Here is an 18,386-nt window from a genome sequence, read left to right as displayed (position 1 = left end):
CTTCCATCTTATCGGGGGGCAACCACCTGGCGGCAATCTCGTTCGACGAACTGGCCTGTCTCGCCAGCGCTCCCGCGATTACCCTATGTTCGTACAAGTCCCACTTCTTTCCATTTACGACGGGCCTTGGACCTCGAGCGTCAGGCGGAAAAGGCCAGTGGACATCTTCAGTCGTGACGAGCGAGCGCGATGATGGTAGAAAGCGGCTATGGCCAGCCAATTGAACCGATCAGAGCCTTGTAAAGCAGATTTGCGCCCGTTGCTGCATGCCCTTACGCGTGAGGATGATGGAGCCGCCGCGAATGCGCATCTGACTGCTGGCCGGCCGATCTATTACGGCACTGCTGGTACGCCGCCGGGCCACGCAGTGAAGGAATACCCGGATGGTCGGCGTGAGTTGGTGCGTTTCGATCATCTGGGTGAGCATCGCGTCCGCGACGCAGCGTGATTCCGCAGCTTTGGGTGTTTGCCGGGCCGAATGGCGCTGGCAAGTCGACGTTGGTGGACCGCTACATGGCGGGACGGCTTCCTGTGATCAATCCGGACAACACTGCACGAGAACTCGATCCCCGATTGGGCGAAGAACAGCGGGTTTTGCGTGTGGACCGTTTGGCCGTTGCTGAGCGTGACCGATTGCTGAGGCGGGTTCAAGCTTTGCTATCGAGACGACGCTGACCGGGAAGAGTGAAATCGATCTCATGCGAGCCGCGCTTGCTGCAGGATACAAGGTCAATCTTGTCAACATCGGCTTGGGTGACTTGGCGCTCTCAATTGGTCGCGTGATCAGTCGGGTCGCAAGTGGCGGCCACGCGGTGCCCATGCCCGATTTGGTTCGGCGGTTCGCCAGAAGCCGGGCCAATCTGCCGGTGGCGATGGCATTGGCCGAGAGGGTGTTCGTCTTCGATAACAGCGGGACACGCCGCCAACTGCTTTTCCCGCGTGAGAAAGGCAGGGTAAAATTTCGAGCCGCGTTGATGCCTGACTGGCTGGTCAAAGTCCTCTGACAGGCGGATGATTTGAGGCTCCAAAATTTTTCAATAGTGGTAATTATTTAAAAATATCTGCCTTGGTCATAGGGATTGTGTTCAGGGCGGCGTAACATCGCCACATCTCAGGCTGCCTAAACGCCTTGGCGCATGCTAACCAGAGCCAATGGACCAAACCATGTTTCCCCAATTCTCCCGACACTGGGTGCCGCTGTGTCTTGCTGCCGATGTGCGGGCGGATCGGCCTTTGGCGCTTTCGCTGGCGAATGAACGCCTTGTGCTTTTCCGCAATGGCGAAGGGCATCCTTGCGCGCTGCGCGATGTTTGCCCGCATCGCGGTGTGGCCCTGTCGCTTGGGCGCGTTGAACGTGGCCAGATCACCTGCCCTTTTCATGGATGGCGGTTTGATGGCACGGGGCAATGCCGCCATGTGCCGTGGACCCCGGATGCAAAGCTCGACACGCTTTCCGCCACTGCCCTGCCCATACGCGAAAAAGGCGGACTGATCTGGATCTTTACGGCGCGTGAAGCAGAAGGCGAGCCCAGAGTGCCGGAGATACTTCTTCAGCCCGGATTGCGCCTGACGGCCCAGAGTTTTCATTGGCGCGCGCACTGGACGCGCGTGATGGAAAACATGCTGGATACGCCGCATCTGCCTTTCGTGCACGGCGCCACCATTGGCAAAGGGCTGCGCGGGCGGACAAACGAAAAGATGGAGATGATCTGGCAGGAAACAGAATATGGCGCGCAGATTTCAGCCATCCGCGCCGGTGAGGAACCCCGCCAGAACCTGCGCTATCATTTCCCCAATATCATGGAACTGGTCATCGATCCGGGCGGGCGAACCATGCGCATGCTGGCCGTTTGCAGCCCGGCCCAGCCCGGCGAGACGCGCCTGACGATCTACACATTACGCAATTTTGCCAAATCCCGCCTGTTCGATCCGCTCTTCGCGCGCGTCAATGCGCGGATCGCAAGAGAGGATCAGGCGATCATCGAAAGTTCGTTTCCGCAGGAAGTGCCGCTGGCCAGAGACGAGCGGTCAGTGGCCAGCGACGCGCCCACTCTGGCCTTTCGCAAAATTTGGTTCAGCAGGATCAAGCCGGATCGGTCGGTTGACGATAGCGCGATTGAGGCTCGGCAAGAAAATGGCACATGACGCGGCCCAGTCTCACGGATCCGCCACCGCCGGCGCGGGGCGGGTAATGGCGGGGATCCTTTCGGCGTGCCCTTATCGTCCCTTGAAAACAGGCTTGCGCTTTTCCCGAAAGGCAGCGAGCGCCTCTTTCGTATCCTCCGTTTCCGCAAGCAGGGCGGTTTGCGTCTGTTCATAGCGGTATCCGTCTCGCAAGGACATTTCCTCTGTCAGCCCGAAGGACCGCTTGGCCGCCGTGACCGCCAGCGGCACCTTGGTTGCGATGGTGCGCGCAATCTCCATCGCCTCGTCCATCAGGCGATCCAGAGGGACGCAGGCCGAAGCGGCATTCATGCGATAGAGATCCGGGCCATAGATCCGTCTGGCCGTATAGATCATCAACCGCGCATCCGATGGGCTGAACGAGCGCAAGATGTGGCGCACGCCGCCCGCCAGCCCGAAATCCACCTCGGTCATGGCCATGAAAGCCGTCTCGGCCACAACGACGATATCGCTGACCAGTGCAAGCACACAGCCCGCGCCGATCGCCGCGCCATTGACCGCCGCGATCACAGGCTTTGGGCATTCCAGCACACAATCGAAAGCCGAACGTACCAGACGATTGTGGCGATCATAGCCGCCCGGTTCCGCCAGAATGGTGCTTCGCTCGCTCAGGTCCGCCCCGGCCGAAAAGGTCTTGCCCGCACCCGTCAGGACAATGGCGCGCACATCCGGCTCTTGGCCCAGAACGGCAAACAGCCGGATCTGCTCTTCCCGAAACCGGCGGTCCTGCGCGTTGACCGGCAAGTTGGTCATGGTGACGATGGCAACATGGCCATCGATCTCCACCTTAAAGCGCTCCAGATCCTGAAGGCCCATTATCATCGCACATCTCCATCAAAACCATAAAGACGAGCCGGATTGTCCGAAAGGATCCGCCGACAGAGCGCCGGGTCATTCACCCAGCGCATGAAAAGACTCAAAAGCATTCCCGCATCCGGCGCCTCGGGCATGGCGACATAGGGCCAATCCGATCCCCAAAGACACCAATCCGCCGCGCGCTCTATCAACGCCTGATGAAACGGGCGGACGGCGTCATAATCGCTGGCGCCCGGCCCCACGCGGCAAATCGAAAGTTTGATCCACACATCGGGATGCTCCAGACAGCGGCACAGCGCCCTGAACGCATCCGCGCCCGGTCCGGCGGAAACATCCGGCATGCCCATATGGTCAATTACCAGCGGCACATTGTACGCCAGCAATTCGGGCATTCGCGCGACCAGAATATCGAGCGGGGCCCAAAGCTGGGCATGAAGCCCCAAGGCGCGCATGACCGGCGCCAGCGTACCTATGGCGTCAAAGCCCACGCTGCCGGCAAAGCGCGGGCGGCCCGACGCATATTCGGTAAAGCGCAATCCCACGATCCCGCGCGATTGCCAATCCTCCAGCTTTGCCCGGTCCGTCTGCACGCCAGCCACCGCAATTCCGCACAGCGCGCCGCCCGCCTCTTCAATCGCGGCCAGCATCGCGCCGGGGTCCGCGCCATAGGCGGCAGGCTGGGTCAGAACGCCGCGCTCAATGCCCATTGCTTTGCGCGCGGCCGCATGGGCAAGGCTGTCAGCCGTCGGCAAGGCATAATGGGGCGGATGGTGAAGCCTGAATTGCGAAAGGGGCGCAAAGACATGGCTGTGCGTATCGCAACTGAAGGCGGGGGGCATGATGGCCGGGCGCGACACTGCGGGCGCTTTGCAGGTTTCCATCGCCCTATCGCCCCTTGTACTGCGCTTCACGCTTATCCAGAAAGGCCTCCATTCCTTCTTTCTGGTCCTCCGTCGCGAAGAGATCGACAAAGGCCTGACGCTCATACGCCAGGGAGGGGGCAAGACCTGCGTTGAGGCCATAGTCAACGCAATCGCGAATGGCCCGCAGAGACAAAGGAGGCATCGCGACGATGCGCCGCGCCAGCGCAATGGCCTGCCTCAGAGCTTCGCCCTCGCCCACTACTTCGGACACGATGCCCAATGACAGCGCCTGGGGAGCCGGGATCATGTCGCCAGTCAGCACATAGCGCAAAGTGCGGTGCTTGCCCGCCGCGCGCAACAGCATCTGGGTGCCCCCCGCCCCCGGCATGATGCCGACGCGGATTTCTGGCAGGCCGAATTTTGCACTCTCGCCCGCGATGACCAGATCGCAGGCCAGCGCCAACTCGCACCCGCCACCCAGCGCATAGCCTTCGACTGCCGCCAGCAGGACTTTGCCGCAAGAGCGCAATTGCTCGAAAATGGCCCCGGTCTGGAGCTGTGCATGGCTGGCAGGTTGCATATCCTTCATCTCGGCAATGTCTGTGCCGGCCACAAACACGCCATTGGCCCCGGTCAGGATGATGGCCCGCACGTCCTGATCCGCCACAAGCCCCGCCATCGCCTCGGCCAACTGACGCTTGACCGCGATGCTCAGCGCGTTGCGCCGCGCCGGGCGGTCGATGGTCACTATGCCAATGCCGCCATCAAGAATTTCGGTACGAACAAAAAGCTGATTCACGGCCTATTCTCCTGCGCGCAAGGCGCCCTGTTCTATTTTGGCTGTGCCCCACAGCATGATCGTCGGGCCCAGCGCCATGAGCGCCGCGTAATAGAGGAAGCCGAATTTCAGCGAGCCAAGCATGGTGGTAAGCCATCCGACGATCGTGGGGCTGATAAACGAGCCCAGGCCGCCCGACATGGCGATGAGCGCCAGTCCGCCCGCCGCCGCAGAGCCCGTGAGATAGCGTGAGGGCATGGCCCAGAACGGCCCCGTCCCGCCCATGATGCCCGCCACCACTATGGTCAGCGCAACCACCGAAAGCACCCAGTTATGATCCACCAAAATCAGCGCCAGCCAGCCCAGCGTGGAGATCAGGCAAGGCAAGGCGGCATGCCAGCGCCGCTCGCCAAAGCGGTCGGAGCGCCGGGCAACCCATTGCTGAACCACCACCGCCAGCGCGAATGGCCCGGCCGAAATCAGCCCGATCATGCCAATGCTGGAAATGCCCGCGCCCCGCAGAATGGTGGGCAGCCAGAGTTGAACGCCTGCCGCCCCGGCAAACAGGCTGATCGCCATCGCGGCCATCGACCAGAAGCGCAGATCTTTGAGCGCCGCGCCAAAACTGGCGTGCTGCATGGCCGAACTGCGGGCATCCTTGCGCGCAAACTCGGCCTGCCAAACCGCCTTTTCATGCGCGCTGAGCCATTTGGCATCGGCGGGGCGGTCCGCCAGCATGAAATAGGTGACCACACCCATCAGGGCGGACGGCAACCCTTCGATGATGAACATCCATTGCCAGCCCTTGAGCCCGCCGATGCCATCCATATGGGTCAGGATCAAACCCGATATCGGCCCGCCTATCACACCGGACAGAGCCATGGCTGACATGAACATCGCGGTGAAACGCGCGCGTCGCGGGCCCGGAATCCAATAGGAGATGAACAACAGCACCCCCGGAAAGAAACCCGCCTCGGCAATGCCGAGCAAAATCCGCAAGATGTAGTAATGCGCAGCCGTCTGCATAAAGGCAAACAAGGTGGCGCAAAGCCCCCAGCCGATCATGATCCGCAGCAGCGTCAGCCGCGCGCCGATCCGCCGGAGCAGCATGTTGCTGGGGATCTCGCAAAGGCTGTAGCCGATGTAGAAAAGCCCCGCGCCAAGCCCGTAGGCCGCCTCGCTCATGCCCAAATCGCGGGTGAAGGCCAGCTTGGCAAAGCCGATGTTGGAACGGTCGATATAGTTCAACAGGTAACAGACCATCAGCAGCGGCGCGAGCCGCAAAGAGACCTTGCGAAAGATGCGATCTCCTTCGCCTGGATCGGCTGTCATGGTGAATTGGGCGGACATCGGTTGATCCTTGGACGGAGCAGGGTTTGGCGTGGCCACGAAAGTCATGCGCCCGCGAGACGACCGGCGGGCAGATGCGCCAGCGCATCGCCATCAGGCAGCGGCATATGGGCATCGGGCACCGGGATTTCGTGGGCATTTAAGGTCTGGGCGACCATCGTGTAATAGCCGATCACCGCCGTCAGCTCGACCACGCCGCGCGTGCCAAACCGACGCTCGATTTGGCGATAGACAACCTCGGAAGGCTTGCCATCCTGCTGTAATTGCCGGGTAAACTCATAGACTTCCAGCTCGGCGGCATCCTCGAACACCGGAGGTCTGAGATCGCGGATCGCCTCTATGGCCGACGGGCTCAGGCCAGCCTCAACCCCGACCCGCGCATGAACCCACCATTCCACAGCAGCCCGCCATCGCCGCCCCGTCACGATAATGGCCAGTTCGTTGAGCCGATGCGGCAGACAGGTGCGATAACGTAAAAAAGCGCCAAATTCGGACCATAGGGCCGCCATTTCCGGGCTGTGGATGGCCGCGCGCAAGGGGCCGATCATCCGCCCGCGCGGGCCTGCGACCACATCGTCATAAATCGAACGCTGATCGTCATTCATATCCTCGACGGACAGCAAGGGGATGCGGGCGGTATCGCTGCCGGGCGCCATTTTGGTCATATGATCCCCTTTTCGGCCAATTCGTGCCGGCTCTTCTCGCTGATGCCGAAGGACGAGAGTATTTCGGCAGTATCCGCGCCCAGCAAAGGCGGCGCCTTGTCAAAATCCAAGGGTGCCTCGGCAAAATTCATCGGGCTTACCACCTGCGGCACGGTGCCCGACAGGGGGTGGGGCACCTCTCGCAACATGGCGCGATGGACAAGCTGGGGATCGGCAAAGACCTGATCGATGGTGTTGATCGGTGCGGCAGGCACGCCGGCCTGCTCCAGCCGGGCAAGAAGATCGGCGCGCGACCAGGGGGCGAAAGCCTGGGACAACAACGCGGTCAGTTCGCTGTTGGCCTTGACCCGGCCCGCGTTGGTGGAAAATTCGGGGCGCTGCGACCATTCGGGCTGGCCCAAAACCGCGCATAATTTGGCAAACTGGCCATCATTGCCAACCGCCAGCACAAACCGTCCATCGGCCGCGCCAAAAACATCCTGCGGCTGAATATTGGGATGGCGGTTGCCGCCTCGCTGGGGAATCCGGCCCGACACCAGATAATTCATCGCCTGATTGGCCAGAAAGGCCGAGGCCACATCCAGCATCGCAAGATCGATCGTATCCCCGCGCCCGGTTTCATGCCGCCGGTTCAACGCCGCCAGAATGGCCACCCCGGCATACATGCCCGTCATCAGATCGATGATGGGAACGCCGACCTTTTGCGGCCCGCCGCCCGGCAGATCGTCGCGCTCGCCCGTTACGCTCATCAGGCCGCCCATCGCCTGAATGGCAAAGTCATAGGCGGCCTGATCGGCGCGGGGGCCGTCCTGGCCAAAACCGGTGACCGAACAATAGATCAGCCGGGGGTTGATCGCGCGCAGCGAGGCCGCGTCCAGCCCATATTTTGCCAGACCGCCCGCCTTGAAATTTTCGATCACGACATCGACCGTTCCGGCCATTTCGCGCAGGATCGCCTGACCTTCGGGCTTGGTTATGTCGAGCGTGACCGACCGCTTGCCCCGGTTGACCGAGAGAAAATAGCCGGACTCTTTCGTCGGATGGCCGTCGCTGTCGCGCAGAAAGGGCGGCCCCCATGCCCGTGTGTCATCGCCTGCGCCCGGCCGCTCAATCTTGATGACCTCTGCGCCAAGATCCGCCAGCATTTGCGTGGCCCAAGGCGCCGCCATGATCCGGCCCAGATCAAGCACCCTGATGTTTGCAAGCGGCCCGTGCCGTTCAGCCATCGATAACCTCCGTTGCCCTGGCCGAGGGCCGTTTTGAAAATTCATGAAACCAGCCCGTCAGCCCGGCGCGCCCATGCCGCCAGCCCAGATCCTCGAAACGAAAATCCAGATAGCCAAGGGCACAGCCCAAACCGATATGGCCAATGCCAAAGGGCGCCTGCTGCAAGGTGCTCACCTGCGCTTCAAGCCGATCAAGGGCGGCGGCAATCTTGCAGGAAAACGCATCGAGCCATGCGGCGGTGCGCTTGCCCTCAGGCTTCTCGCGCTCATTGCGCAGCAAGATGGCCAGATCGAGCAAGCCGTTGGCCAAAGCATGCAATGTCAAAGCCTCAATGCGTGCCTTGGCATCCTGCGGAAACAAACGGCCCTTGCCAAAGGTGAGGTCGAAATATTCGCATATTACGCCGGAATCGAAAATCGCCGTGCCGTCATCCAGAACCAGCGTCGGGATTTTGTTGAGGGGATTATCGGCCATAATCGCCGGATTAGCCCGATGCATCGCGGCCACCGAGCGCACAAGCTCAATATGCCCCTCGATGCCCAGTTCATGCGCCGCGATCATCACTTTGCGGACATAAGGAGATTTGGGAGACCAATGGAGTTTCATCCGAAGCTTCCTGATTTGGTGACGGCGCGCATCAATGCGCATATTCACAGGCAAAGCCCGCCTTGGTGGAATAGAGCGCAAGCTTGGGAAACGGACATAGGGGACGCGACGCGACGGGCTGACCATCGCTGTCAAAGCTTTGCAAAGTCTCGTTGCCTGGGGCGCGGCCCCGTTCGGTCCAATCCGCGATGAGCGACATGATATCGACACGGTTGGGCAACGGGCGCCCCTGAGTGTCTTTGCCCCGCCCCGAATGGCCCAATCCGGGAATGATATAATAGCGCAAAAAGCGGTCTGTGCCGGCCCGCCCCATGCGGCGCTTGACCGAGGCAACATAGGCGCGCGAAGCATAGGGCGATTTCAGATAGTCAGCGCCATAATCGATAATGATGAGCTTGCCTTTGCGCGCATAGGTCCGCAGATCCGGGTCAGTCGGATCAAACACGCGCGATAGTTCCAGCGTCCTTGCGGCATAACGCCGCATGTCAAAGACGCCGGTGAAATTGGGATCCTGTGTGAAGAAATAGCGGATCGAACCGGGGCCGGGCAAAGGACGCCCAAGATCGCCCGCAGATGGCTTCGTCTTCGTCATCAGGCTGCCCGCCAATCCGCCCTCCTGGGCTTCTCCGCCAAAGGGTGAACCGGGATAGCTGTGTACGCCGTTGGCAATGGGATAGGCAAAACGATAGGGCTGATAAATGCTCTGTATAAAGCCCAGTTCCGCCGATGTGAAACAGGCGTCGGCACCATCGCCTTTGTGACATGCCAGTTTTGCCGGGTCGTAAAGGCGTGCGCAGGCATCCTGCATAACGATGACCCCGTCGCGTATGCCATCCAGCCCATCACAACGCGCCAGCGCGCTGTCGGCCAGCAACCGAACCTTTTCCGGGGTCAGCCAACCGCCATCGCGCTGGGCCAGCCATTGATTGTAATGGGCAATATGCTGGCCGGTCCAATCCATGGCGGGAACAACCGCGACAATGCCGTCAAAGTCTTTTGGATAGCGCTGGGCAAGGATGAGCGCTTCGCGACCGCCTTCTGAATTGCCAAGAAAATAGCTGTGTTTGGGCGCCGCACGATAATATTTCGCGATTGCGGCAACAGCCACATCATGCACCTTGATATAAGCGGCATAGGCCTGATTGACGAGCGCCTCCCGGTTGGCGGCAAAGGCCTGCGGATCGGGCGAGAGCATGGGATGGCCCGCATCGGTGCCCACGGTAACAGAGCCTCGCTCCAGAGGTGTTTTGGCGGCGGGCGGCAGGATGCCCGGCCCGTTGATCGCGTTGACCAGCACACCATTGGTGCCCCCGCCGCCGTATTGCACCAGATTTCCGGCCCAGCGGTCGGGCAGGTTGATCTGAAAGCGGATCGGCCATCCTTGGGGATCCACCGGTTCGATATGCCCGATTACGGCGCAAAAAGAGGATCGCGCCTTTTCGGAAGCCTGCTCGCTGGCGCTTTCGATCATAATCCTGCCGGTTGGCAGACGCAGGCTTTGCGCGGCCATGCTCCATCCCGAAAGGCTGGCACAAGGCTGTGTGCCAACCATTTCGGCGCCGACCGTATCGCTCTTCGCCATCGCCGGTTCGGCCCAAAGGCCGATGAAACCGGCAAGAAGCGGCCAAAAAATGGCTTTGGACGGGGCCATCAGAGCGAAAACCGCGCGCCAAAGGTAAAGCGGCGACCGATAAGGTCATAGGGATTGCCGCCCGAATTGATGGTCGTGGCCGCGAAGACCGGCGGCGCCGTGTTCAGCAGGTTGTCAACGCCTGCAAACAGGTTGACCTTGCGCCCGGACGCCAATGCAACATCCTGGCTGACCTGAAGGTTGAAGTAGATTGCCGCGGGCATGCGGTTGATATTGATGCTGTTGGATGCCGCCGGGTTATAGCCTGCATCAAGCGGGCCATAGAGCGTGGCATCAATACGCGATCCCGATACATAGCGCGCATTCAGGTTTCCGGTGAAACCATTGTTCGTATAGGTCAAAGAGCCATTGATCGTGTCGGAGGGCATGCCATTGCCCTGCAATGTGCCTGCGCGATCCACGGTGCCCGCATTGTCGGTCGTGGCCAGTTTGAAAACATGGGTTCCCAGCACCCGCATCAGCAACTTGCCCGGAATGGGCAGGGGGACAGGATAGCTCAGTTCGACATCCAGGCCGCGGGTTTCAAGCACGGACAGATTTTGCGGCATGGTGGCCACATTATAGATGCCAAACGCGGTATTATCGAATGTGATTTGTGCGCAGGCCGCGGCGTTGCCTGCCGCGCAATTGTTGACCACCTGCTGGGCATTATAGGTGGTGATAACCCCTTTGACCTTGATCGAATAGGCATCCAGCGACAGGCGCAACCCCTGCGCAAACCCGCCATGGGGCTGCAGCACCACACCGGCAGTCAGGGTTTCGGCCACTTCGGGCACCAGTTCAAGATTGCCCACGCTGCTGCCGTTGATGGCGCCGGTTCGGCCGTTGATTGTGTTAATGCCATTGGCAAAAGAAACACCGCGCCCCGTGCGCGAGTAGAGTTCCGAAAGGTTGGGCGCGCGGATGTCATGCGACCGGGTGACCCGCAAGCGCAGATCCGAGTTCGGTTCCCAGACGAGGCCCAGCTTCCATGTGTTTACCGCGCCCGATGTACTGTAATAGGTATGGCGGAACGCCCCGTTGAAATCCAGCGAGCGCGCCAGCGGCAGGTCCTTGGCCAGCGGAACGCCGATTTCGGCATATTCCTCGGTAACCACCACGCTGCCATTGTAGCCCTGACTGTTGCCGGAACTGTAGAGTGATTGCGCGCTGTTGTCGTTGACATCGACATTGATGCTGTCGCGCCTTCTTTCGGCGCCGACCGCCACCTTTACCGGACCGGCCCATGTGGAAAAAGGCGAGCCGCGCAGATTGATTGATGCCAGATCGCGCTTAAACACGGTGTGGGTATAGGAATCTTCGGCAATGTAAGCCAACGCCGCGGCCGAAGGCGATCCCTGACCAAAGATGTTGATCGGCACACAGCCGCTCTGCACCAGGGGAATCTGCGCTGCGGTCAAATTGGGATTGGATGCGGTGGGGCCGCAGACAATATTCCCATTGGCATCGCGCACGGCGTTCACTGCGGCGCGGTAATTTGCCGTCAGGACATTTTGCAGGATCACGTTGGTCGAATGCGTCTCGCCATGCTGAAAGCTGGCGTCCCAATCCCAGCCCCACAGATGAGCCTTGACGCCAAAGACGCCGCGCATGGTTTCGCGCTGGTTTGATTGACGCAGCCCTCCGGTTTCAGCCAGCAACCGGCCAACGTTGATCGTAGTCAGCCCTCTGGCAACCATCGCCTGCTGTATGTCCGATGGCAGATAGGGATTGTTCACCGAAATCGTGAAATTCGATTGGTTGAAGCTGGTGAAGTTGCTCGAGTCCGTTTTGCCGTAATTGCCCTGAGCATAAAGCTCCAGCGAGGGCGAGACTTCAAACGAGATCTGCGTCAGGCCGGTTTTGCGCTCAACCGGAGTTGCCAGCGGCCAGTTGCCAAAAGGCTGCCCAAGCGGATTGTTGCCGCCGGTCATCAGCGAGCCATAGACGGTGCCATACTGAAATCCGCCCGGACTGAAGGACGTCCCCGCCAACGGGCCGGAGGTAATCAACCCGCCGATCGTCTGGGCAGAATAGGTGACACCCGTGGCCAAAGCCTGCGCGGGCACACCGGCGGCGCGGGTTCCATAAGAGATCAGCCCCGGCAATTGGCGGCCCCAATCGCGCGAATAGAGCGTACCCACACCGCCGCTGTCGACCCATTCGCCCGCCGCGACAAAATGGCCGCGCCCATCGGCAAAGGTGGTGCCGAAAACGAGATTGGCGCTGGGCTGCTTGTTGTCACCCTGTTGACTGATGCCCATCTGGACCCCGCCGCGAAGACCGGTCATCTTTGTATCGAGCACAAAGTTGACCACACCGGCCACCGCATCCGAGCCATAGGCCGCCGAGGCGCCACCCGTGATGATATCGACCCGCTTGACCAGGGCCGCCGGGATCATCCCGACATCAAAGACCCCGGTGCCGGCCGTCGGCGTAAAGCGCTCACCATCGACGAGCACCAGCGTGCGCACGACGCCCAAGCCGCGCAGATCAACCGAATTGACGCCCGAGCCAAAGGTGCGCTGGGACTGGGTGGGCGAACTGGTGTCGCGAAAGGTGGGCAATTCGTTGAGAACGTCGGCAATATTGGCAGGAGCACGCGCCGCGATAAATTCAGTCCCAAGTGCGGTAACGGGGGTCGGGGCCGAAAATCCGGTTGCCCCCAGGCGGCTGCCGGTCACAACGATGGCGGCATCCGATGCCGCATCGCCCGATTGGGCCAGCGCCGCCGACGCCCCCAGAACCAGTGACCCGGCCAAGGCCATCAATGAACAGCCGAACTCTTTCTTTTTGATGCGGCACACCATTTTCATTCCTCCCACCGGCATTTGATGCCGTTCAGGCTCTTATTGCTTGGATGGGTGCTGCCCTAAACCTCGACTCAGATATAGTCAATAGGCTAGCTTTATGACCTTTATTATTCCCATCGCCTGACCGACCCGCTATAGGCAAGGCGAGAAAGTGAATCGCGACCCGCAGAAGGCCGCATCAAACAAGCAAGGAGATTGCCATGCCGGGTTTAAGAGCGGTCAGAAATTGCATCTTGCTGATGTCACTGTGCGGGGCCACAGCCGCACCGGCTGCATCCTTAACCCAGGCACGCCCCGCCGCACGCCCGGTGGAATTTGCCTGCCCCTCTCCCGCCGTACCGGCCCTTCCAATGCAGAAGATCGCCGATCTGGGCGGACGCTCCCTCGCCTATTTCGACACAGGCGGCAGAGGCCCTGTCATCATCCTGCTTCATGCCCAAACCGGCAGCGCCCGCTCCTGGGCCTATCAGGCCGCGCCGCTTGCCAAGGCGGGCTATCGCGTCATCGGCTATTCGCGCCGCGGCCATGAAGGCTCCAGCCCCGATACAGGTGATTTCCCGGGCCGCAGCAATCAGGACCTGATTGCCATGGCGGATTACCTCGGCATAGGCCGGTTCCATCTTCTGGGCACGGCGGCCGGAGGATTTCTGGCGCTGGATTTCGCCATGGAACATCCCGAAAGGCTGCTGAGCCTGACACTGGCTTCAACGCAGGCGCGGATTGTCGAACCCGAATTTGCGGCGATTACCGCCAGTCTGACGCCGTCGGGTTTTTCCACTCTGCCTGCCGAATTTCGCGAGGTCGGCCCCTCTTTTCGCGCGGCATGCCCTGCATCCTTGGCGCAATGGATCGAGGCCGAGCATAGCGCCAAACAGCCCGGAACCAAATTGCCGCTCTATGCCGGAAAGGCTACGTGGTCGTCCTTGAAAACTCTTAGTATCCCGACACTTCTGATGACGGGCGATGCAGACCTCTACATGCCGCCCGCCCATATGGCGCGCATGGCCCGGCATTTCCGCCAGGCTCGATTTCATATCATACAAGGCGCCGGCCACGCCGCCTATTGGGAACAGCCGGCACAGTTCAATGCCGTGCTGCTCGCCTTTCTGGGCTCGTCGCGCCCGCGCCATCTTGACCGCAACCCAAAAGGAGCGGCAAAAGCCCAAGGTCGAAATCTGGGCGGAAGTTTGAATGTCTATGGCGCAAGTGCCAGCAAAAGCTGATTTTACCCGCAGCAGTGTTGCGCGTTACATCCAACTGGCAACACTGTTTCGCCGGAATATGGAGTCGGGCCTTTGGCAGGTTGGACGGCAAATCCCCACGGTTGACGATCTGGCCGAACAATATGGCGTCGCGCGCGCTACAATCCGTCAGGCCATCGGCCTGCTGGCCGATGAGGGGCTGCTCTCGCGCCATCGCGCCAAGGGCACATTTGTCAACGAACGCCCCACCAGCCCGATATGGTGCGAAGTCGAAACCGATTGGAACGGCCTGCTCAGCTCTCGTGATGAGGCTGAGATCGAAATTCTGGCTGATTTCGAGGGCGTAGCGCTGCCCAGTCTGGACCAGCGCTATGGAACCGCAGCCCCGCGTTACAGGTTGCTGAGGCGCCGCCACACCCAGCATGGCCAACGGTTCCTGTTGGCAGAGGTCTATATTGACCAGCAACTGGCCAATAAGATCCCGACGGAATCTTTTACGACCATGACTGCCTTGCGGCTGGTGGCCAGCATTCCCGGCATCAAAATCGTCGAGGCCCATCAGCGCCTGACCGTCGGCACTGCGGACATGGAAACCGCGCGGCTGCTTGACGTCCCGCTTAATGCGCCGGTGTGCTTTGTGGATCGTTTCGCCGTTGATAAGCGGGGGCAGCTGGTGATGGTGGCGAAGGGCATCTATCGCGGCGATGTCATTCGCCTCGACATGAAATTACGGTAAAAAATAGTCCATAAATATGGACTATTGATCTTTTTGCCATGCTGGCATAATTGTCCGGTATGGACATGATCGGCTTGCATATCGGCGTCATTGGCGCGGGCACCATGGGCTTGGGGATCGCGCAGATCGCGGCGCAGGCCGGGTGCCGCGTCACCGTTTTTGACCAATCCGCCCAGGCGCTTGCGCGCGGCGGGGCGGCCATGGATGCCGCACTTGAACGCATGGTGGCAAAAGGCAGGCTGGCCGCAGACCTGCGGAGCGAGATAACAGGCCGCGTCCGGTGGGACGATCAGTTGCACGCCCTGTCCAATGCCCATCTGGTCATCGAAGCGATTGTCGAACGTCTGGATATCAAGCGGGACGTCTTTTCCGCGCTGGAGCAGATTGTTGGCGCGGACTGTATTTTGGCCACCAATACCTCATCTCTATCTGTCGATGCCATTGCCTCGGCGCTGCGCTGGCCGGATCGGTTCTGCGGCCTGCATTTCTTCAATCCCGTGCCCGTGATGCGATTGGTGGAACTCATCGCATCATCGCGCACCGCACCATCCGTCATGACCCGTGCCGCAAAGGTGATGACGGCATGGGGCAAGCAGGTCATCGTCGCGCGCGATGTTCCCGGCTTTATCGTCAACAGCGTGGCCCGCCCCTATTATGCAGAAGGGTTTGCCGCATTGGGCGATGGCATCGCCCCGCAGGATATTGACGCCTTGATGGTGGAGGCGGGCGGTTTCCGCATCGGCCCTCTGGCCTTGAGCGACCTGATCGGTCAGGACATCAATTACGCCGCTGCCGCTTCGGTGCACAGCCGGATTGCCGGCATCGCGCGCTTTGAACTGCGGCGTGAGCAAGCTGCTCTGGTGGAACGCGGCGATCTGGGCCAAAAGACCGGGCGCGGCGTGTATGACCACGGCAAGCCGCTTCCTTTGCCGAACTGGTTGACGAGCGAGAAGCCCGCCCCTGCGCATATTCAGGTCCATGCGGCCGACTCACCCCTCCAAGGTCTGTTCACTCGTCTGGCCAACAGCGGGATTTGCGTGGAACGAAATGACGCCCTGCCCCCTGACTGCTTCAAGCTGGGAGAATGCGTGATCGCCTTGGGTGACGGTCTTCCGTTGGCGGCTCGGCCCGGCGTGGATATGCTGCTGGATCTGGCTCGTGATTTTGCAACAGCGACAGCGCTGGGTGTAACGGCGCTGCGGGGCACGGATCTAAACCCGTTGACTGCCATGTTCCATAGGGTGGGAATTAACCTGTTGTTGCTCCCTGATCGCCCCGGACAAGTTGTGCTGCGCAGCATGGTGCAATTGGCCAATGCCGCTTTGGATGCGGCAAACCATGGCGTTGCCAGCCCCGAAGACATCGACAAGGCCTTGATACTGGGCGCCAACCATCCGCAAGGCCCAATTGACTGGGGATGCGGCTATGGCATCGAGCGGCTTGCCGTCAATTTGCGGCATCTTGCATCGGTGCTGCAATCCGACGCCTATCTTCCCAGTGCGGCCAGCGCCAAATAAGCATCAGCGCCCCTTGAATTGCGGCTTGCGTTTCTCGCCAAAGGCGCGGATCGCCTCGGCAAAATCTTCCGTTTGCCCTGCGGCCGTCTGGTTTGCGCGTTCGATTTCAAGCGTTGCGTCAAACCCTTGTTCCAGGGCTGCGGCCACCTGTCGTCGGATCAAGCCCATCGCTCCGGTCGGCCCTGCTGCCAATCGGGCTGCCAGCGCCTGCGCCTCGATCAGGACAGCGTCATCGGCCACCACGCGCGTCACCAACCCCGCCGCCTTGGCCTCATCGGCGCCCATGCGTTCGCCGAGCAGCGCCATTTCCAGCGCCCGCGCACGGCCCGCGCTGCGCGCCACCAGCCATGTCGCGCCCGCATCGGGCACCAGACCGATATTGACGAAAGCCAGCAACAGATAGGCGCTCTGGCCCATCACCACGATGTCACCGGCCAGAGCAATGCTCATCCCGGCCCCGGCGCAGGGGCCATTCAGAGCCGTCACCACCGGGATTTCCAGCGCCGCCAATTGTCGCGCAAAGGGATTATAGGCCGCATCGAGCAGCGCGCCCAGATCCTCGGGCAAGCCCTCATAACCCGCGCCATCGGGGGCAATATCGGCGCCCGAGCAGAAGAACCGGCCCTCGCCGGTCAGCACCAGCGCCCGCGCGCCCTGCGCCACCGCCTCGGCCACCGCCGCGCCCAGTTCGCCAAACATCGCCGGGGTCAGCGCATTGAGCTTGTCCGGCCGGTTGAGCGCGATGGTCACCACATCACCCTCGCGCTGCGCCTTGATGAAACGATAGTCCGCCATCACACCGCCTCGATAACCATGGCGATCCCCTGACCGCCGCCGATGCACATGGTGATCAGGCCATATCGCCCGCCGATGCGCTGCAACTCATACGCCGCCTTTACCGTCAGGATCGCGCCGGTCGCACCCACCGGATGGCCCAGCGCGACGCCGCTGCCGTTGGGATTGAGCCTGGCCGGATCAAAGCCCAGTGCGCCCGCCACGGCCAGCGCCTGCGCGGCAAAAGCCTCATTCGCCTCGATCACATCGATATCGGCAAGGCTCAGCCCCGCGCGTTTCAACGCAATCGGCACCGCCTTGACCGGCCCAATGCCCATATAGGCGGGTTCGACCCCGGCATGGCCCCAGCTGACAATGCGCGCCATCGGCTTCAGCCCTTTGGCGGCGACGGCCTCGCCCGTGGCCAGCACCGCCGCCGCCGCACCATCATTGATGCCGCTGGCATTGGCGGCGGTAACCGTACCATCCTTTTTGAACACCGGCTTCATACCGGCCAAGGTTTCCATGTTGGTGTCGGCGCGCGGGTGTTCGTCCGTGTCGAACACGCTCACACCCTTGCGGGTCTTGACCTCGATGGGAAGGATCTGATCCTTGAAACGCCCCTCGGCAATCGCGCGGACCGCGCGGGCATGGCCTTCCACGACCAACGCATCCTGCTGCTCGCGGGTCACATTATGGCGCGCTGCAACATTTTCCGCAGTAATCCCCATGTGATAGCCATCAATCGGATCGGACAAAGTCTGCACCAGCGCATCCACCAGCGCCCCGTCGCCCATCTTGCGGCCCCAGCGTTGGCCATGATCGTGATAGGGCGCATTCGACATGCTCTCCGCGCCGCCCGCCACCGTGATCTCAGCCTCGCCCAGCATCATCATCTGGGCCGCAGAAATAATCGCCTGAAGCCCCGATCCGCACAGGCGGTTGACCGTCAGCGCCGGGGTTTCCACCGGGATGCCCGCGTTGAGCGCTGCAACCCGCGCCAGATAGGCATCCTTGGCACTTGACGGAATGACCTGGCCGAACACGACATGGCCGATATCGCCGGGCGCCACGCCTGCGCGCTTCACCGCCTCGGCCGCCACCATGCCCGCCAGTTCGGAAGGCATGAAACTTTTCAGCCCGCCTCCAAAATCGCCAATCGCCGTGCGCGTGCCGGACACGATATAGATATTCTGGGCTTCCGACATAATCGGCTCCTGCATTT

At 61.2% G+C, this 18,386-nt stretch carries 17 protein-coding genes; 6 read left to right on the top strand and 11 right to left on the bottom strand.

What is annotated here, in order from left to right; translation table 11 throughout:
- The first annotated feature begins 208 nt into the window (after window positions 1-208).
- From FHW96_RS20975 to FHW96_RS20965, 3 genes are all read left to right on the top strand, one after another.
- Window positions 209-448 (top strand): hypothetical protein, encoded by a 240-nt coding sequence (locus tag FHW96_RS20975; protein ID WP_216650994.1) that lies wholly within the window; start codon window positions 209-211, stop codon window positions 446-448.
- Between the two features lie 250 nt (window positions 449-698).
- Entirely contained in the window at window positions 699-1,004 is a 306-nt protein-coding gene (locus tag FHW96_RS26010) for a hypothetical protein (RefSeq protein WP_216650993.1), read from the top strand.
- A gap of 160 nt (window positions 1,005-1,164) precedes the next feature.
- Window positions 1,165-2,145, top strand: a complete 981-nt coding sequence (locus FHW96_RS20965; protein ID WP_172342529.1) for an aromatic ring-hydroxylating dioxygenase subunit alpha — start codon at window positions 1,165-1,167, stop codon at window positions 2,143-2,145.
- Between the two features lie 72 nt (window positions 2,146-2,217).
- Here FHW96_RS20965 and FHW96_RS20960 read toward each other — a convergent pair whose 3' ends face one another.
- The 9 genes from FHW96_RS20960 to FHW96_RS20920 form a co-directional block, all read right to left on the bottom strand.
- A complete protein-coding gene (locus FHW96_RS20960; RefSeq protein WP_172342528.1) occupies window positions 2,218-3,006 on the bottom strand; it encodes an enoyl-CoA hydratase/isomerase family protein in 789 nt (262 codons plus the stop codon).
- Window positions 3,003-3,881: an amidohydrolase gene (locus FHW96_RS20955; RefSeq protein WP_172342527.1), complete on the bottom strand. Its 879-nt coding sequence runs from the start codon at window positions 3,879-3,881 to the stop codon at window positions 3,003-3,005. The genes FHW96_RS20960 and FHW96_RS20955 overlap by 4 nt, the downstream gene beginning before the upstream one ends.
- A gap of 4 nt (window positions 3,882-3,885) precedes the next feature.
- Complete coding sequence (locus FHW96_RS20950) at window positions 3,886-4,662, bottom strand: enoyl-CoA hydratase-related protein (RefSeq protein ID WP_172342526.1); 777 nt, start codon at window positions 4,660-4,662, stop codon at window positions 3,886-3,888.
- 3 nt (window positions 4,663-4,665) lie between these two features.
- Window positions 4,666-5,991, bottom strand: coding sequence for an MFS transporter (locus FHW96_RS20945; protein ID WP_253951123.1), 1,326 nt, complete (start codon window positions 5,989-5,991; stop codon window positions 4,666-4,668).
- A 44-nt stretch (window positions 5,992-6,035) separates the two neighbouring features.
- Window positions 6,036-6,656 carry a carboxymuconolactone decarboxylase family protein gene (locus FHW96_RS20940; RefSeq protein WP_216650992.1) on the bottom strand — a complete coding sequence of 207 codons (621 nt, stop codon included), beginning with the start codon at window positions 6,654-6,656 and terminating at the stop codon, window positions 6,036-6,038.
- Entirely contained in the window at window positions 6,653-7,882 is a 1,230-nt protein-coding gene (locus FHW96_RS20935; protein ID WP_172342524.1) for a CaiB/BaiF CoA-transferase family protein, read from the bottom strand. Before FHW96_RS20935 ends, FHW96_RS20940 begins: the two co-directional genes overlap by 4 nt.
- Window positions 7,875-8,489, bottom strand: a complete 615-nt coding sequence (locus FHW96_RS20930; RefSeq protein ID WP_172342523.1) for a glutathione S-transferase family protein — start codon at window positions 8,487-8,489, stop codon at window positions 7,875-7,877. The genes FHW96_RS20935 and FHW96_RS20930 overlap by 8 nt, the downstream gene beginning before the upstream one ends.
- A gap of 31 nt (window positions 8,490-8,520) precedes the next feature.
- Window positions 8,521-10,071 carry a tannase/feruloyl esterase family alpha/beta hydrolase gene (locus tag FHW96_RS20925; protein WP_172342522.1) on the bottom strand — a complete coding sequence of 517 codons (1,551 nt, stop codon included), beginning with the start codon at window positions 10,069-10,071 and terminating at the stop codon, window positions 8,521-8,523.
- Between the two features lie 68 nt (window positions 10,072-10,139).
- Window positions 10,140-12,881 carry a TonB-dependent siderophore receptor gene (locus FHW96_RS20920; RefSeq protein ID WP_172342521.1) on the bottom strand — a complete coding sequence of 914 codons (2,742 nt, stop codon included), beginning with the start codon at window positions 12,879-12,881 and terminating at the stop codon, window positions 10,140-10,142.
- A 401-nt stretch (window positions 12,882-13,282) separates the two neighbouring features.
- On the opposite strand from FHW96_RS20920, the gene FHW96_RS20915 reads away from it, so the two are divergent.
- Genes FHW96_RS20915 through FHW96_RS20905 form a run of 3 tightly spaced genes read left to right on the top strand, consistent with a single transcriptional unit; the run spans window position 13,283 to window position 16,387 of the window.
- Window positions 13,283-14,155, top strand: coding sequence for an alpha/beta fold hydrolase (locus FHW96_RS20915; protein WP_172342520.1), 873 nt, complete (start codon window positions 13,283-13,285; stop codon window positions 14,153-14,155).
- Window positions 14,124-14,870 carry a GntR family transcriptional regulator gene (locus FHW96_RS20910; protein ID WP_371815774.1) on the top strand — a complete coding sequence of 249 codons (747 nt, stop codon included), beginning with the start codon at window positions 14,124-14,126 and terminating at the stop codon, window positions 14,868-14,870. The genes FHW96_RS20915 and FHW96_RS20910 overlap by 32 nt, the downstream gene beginning before the upstream one ends.
- 59 nt (window positions 14,871-14,929) lie before the next feature.
- A complete protein-coding gene (locus tag FHW96_RS20905; protein WP_172342518.1) occupies window positions 14,930-16,387 on the top strand; it encodes a 3-hydroxyacyl-CoA dehydrogenase NAD-binding domain-containing protein in 1,458 nt (485 codons plus the stop codon).
- A gap of 3 nt (window positions 16,388-16,390) precedes the next feature.
- Here the strand turns inward: FHW96_RS20905 and FHW96_RS20900 are convergent, their stop codons facing one another.
- Together FHW96_RS20900 and bktB are read right to left on the bottom strand one after the other, a co-directional pair.
- On the bottom strand, window positions 16,391-17,182 hold the full coding sequence (locus FHW96_RS20900) for an enoyl-CoA hydratase-related protein (RefSeq protein WP_172342517.1): 792 nt from the start codon (window positions 17,180-17,182) through the stop codon (window positions 16,391-16,393).
- Window positions 17,182-18,369 carry a beta-ketothiolase BktB gene (gene bktB, locus FHW96_RS20895; RefSeq protein ID WP_172342516.1) on the bottom strand — a complete coding sequence of 396 codons (1,188 nt, stop codon included), beginning with the start codon at window positions 18,367-18,369 and terminating at the stop codon, window positions 17,182-17,184. The genes FHW96_RS20900 and bktB overlap by 1 nt, the downstream gene beginning before the upstream one ends.
- Between the last annotated feature and the right edge of the window lie 17 nt (window positions 18,370-18,386).

Source organism: Novosphingobium sp. SG751A (assembly GCF_013149295.1).
GTDB lineage: Bacteria > Pseudomonadota > Alphaproteobacteria > Sphingomonadales > Sphingomonadaceae > Novosphingobium.
The sequence above is the reverse complement of the archived record's forward strand: the minus strand, read 5'-3'. Positions and strand labels throughout refer to the sequence as shown.

Bases quoted from the DNA above. Each gene is read 5' to 3' on its own strand.
- FHW96_RS26010 (WP_216650993.1), top strand. From the start codon at position 699: ATGCGAGCCGCGCTTGCTGCAGGATACAAGGTCAATCTTGTCAACATC.
- FHW96_RS20900 (WP_172342517.1), bottom strand. From the start codon at position 17,182: ATGGCGGACTATCGTTTCATCAAGGCGCAGCGCGAGGGTGATGTGGTG.
- FHW96_RS20925 (WP_172342522.1), bottom strand. From the start codon at position 10,071: ATGGCGAAGAGCGATACGGTCGGCGCCGAAATGGTTGGCACACAGCCT.
- FHW96_RS20965 (WP_172342529.1), top strand. From the start codon at position 1,165: ATGTTTCCCCAATTCTCCCGACACTGGGTGCCGCTGTGTCTTGCTGCC.
- FHW96_RS20910 (WP_371815774.1), top strand. From the start codon at position 14,124: ATGTCTATGGCGCAAGTGCCAGCAAAAGCTGATTTTACCCGCAGCAGT.
- FHW96_RS20945 (WP_253951123.1), bottom strand. From the start codon at position 5,991: ATGTCCGCCCAATTCACCATGACAGCCGATCCAGGCGAAGGAGATCGC.
- FHW96_RS20955 (WP_172342527.1), bottom strand. From the start codon at position 3,881: ATGGAAACCTGCAAAGCGCCCGCAGTGTCGCGCCCGGCCATCATGCCC.
- FHW96_RS20940 (WP_216650992.1), bottom strand. From the start codon at position 6,656: ATGACCAAAATGGCGCCCGGCAGCGATACCGCCCGCATCCCCTTGCTG.
- FHW96_RS20915 (WP_172342520.1), top strand. From the start codon at position 13,283: ATGCAGAAGATCGCCGATCTGGGCGGACGCTCCCTCGCCTATTTCGAC.
- FHW96_RS20905 (WP_172342518.1), top strand. From the start codon at position 14,930: ATGGACATGATCGGCTTGCATATCGGCGTCATTGGCGCGGGCACCATG.
- FHW96_RS20935 (WP_172342524.1), bottom strand. From the start codon at position 7,882: ATGGCTGAACGGCACGGGCCGCTTGCAAACATCAGGGTGCTTGATCTG.
- FHW96_RS20960 (WP_172342528.1), bottom strand. From the start codon at position 3,006: ATGATAATGGGCCTTCAGGATCTGGAGCGCTTTAAGGTGGAGATCGAT.
- FHW96_RS20975 (WP_216650994.1), top strand. From the start codon at position 209: ATGGCCAGCCAATTGAACCGATCAGAGCCTTGTAAAGCAGATTTGCGC.
- bktB (WP_172342516.1), bottom strand. From the start codon at position 18,369: ATGTCGGAAGCCCAGAATATCTATATCGTGTCCGGCACGCGCACGGCG.
- FHW96_RS20930 (WP_172342523.1), bottom strand. From the start codon at position 8,489: ATGAAACTCCATTGGTCTCCCAAATCTCCTTATGTCCGCAAAGTGATG.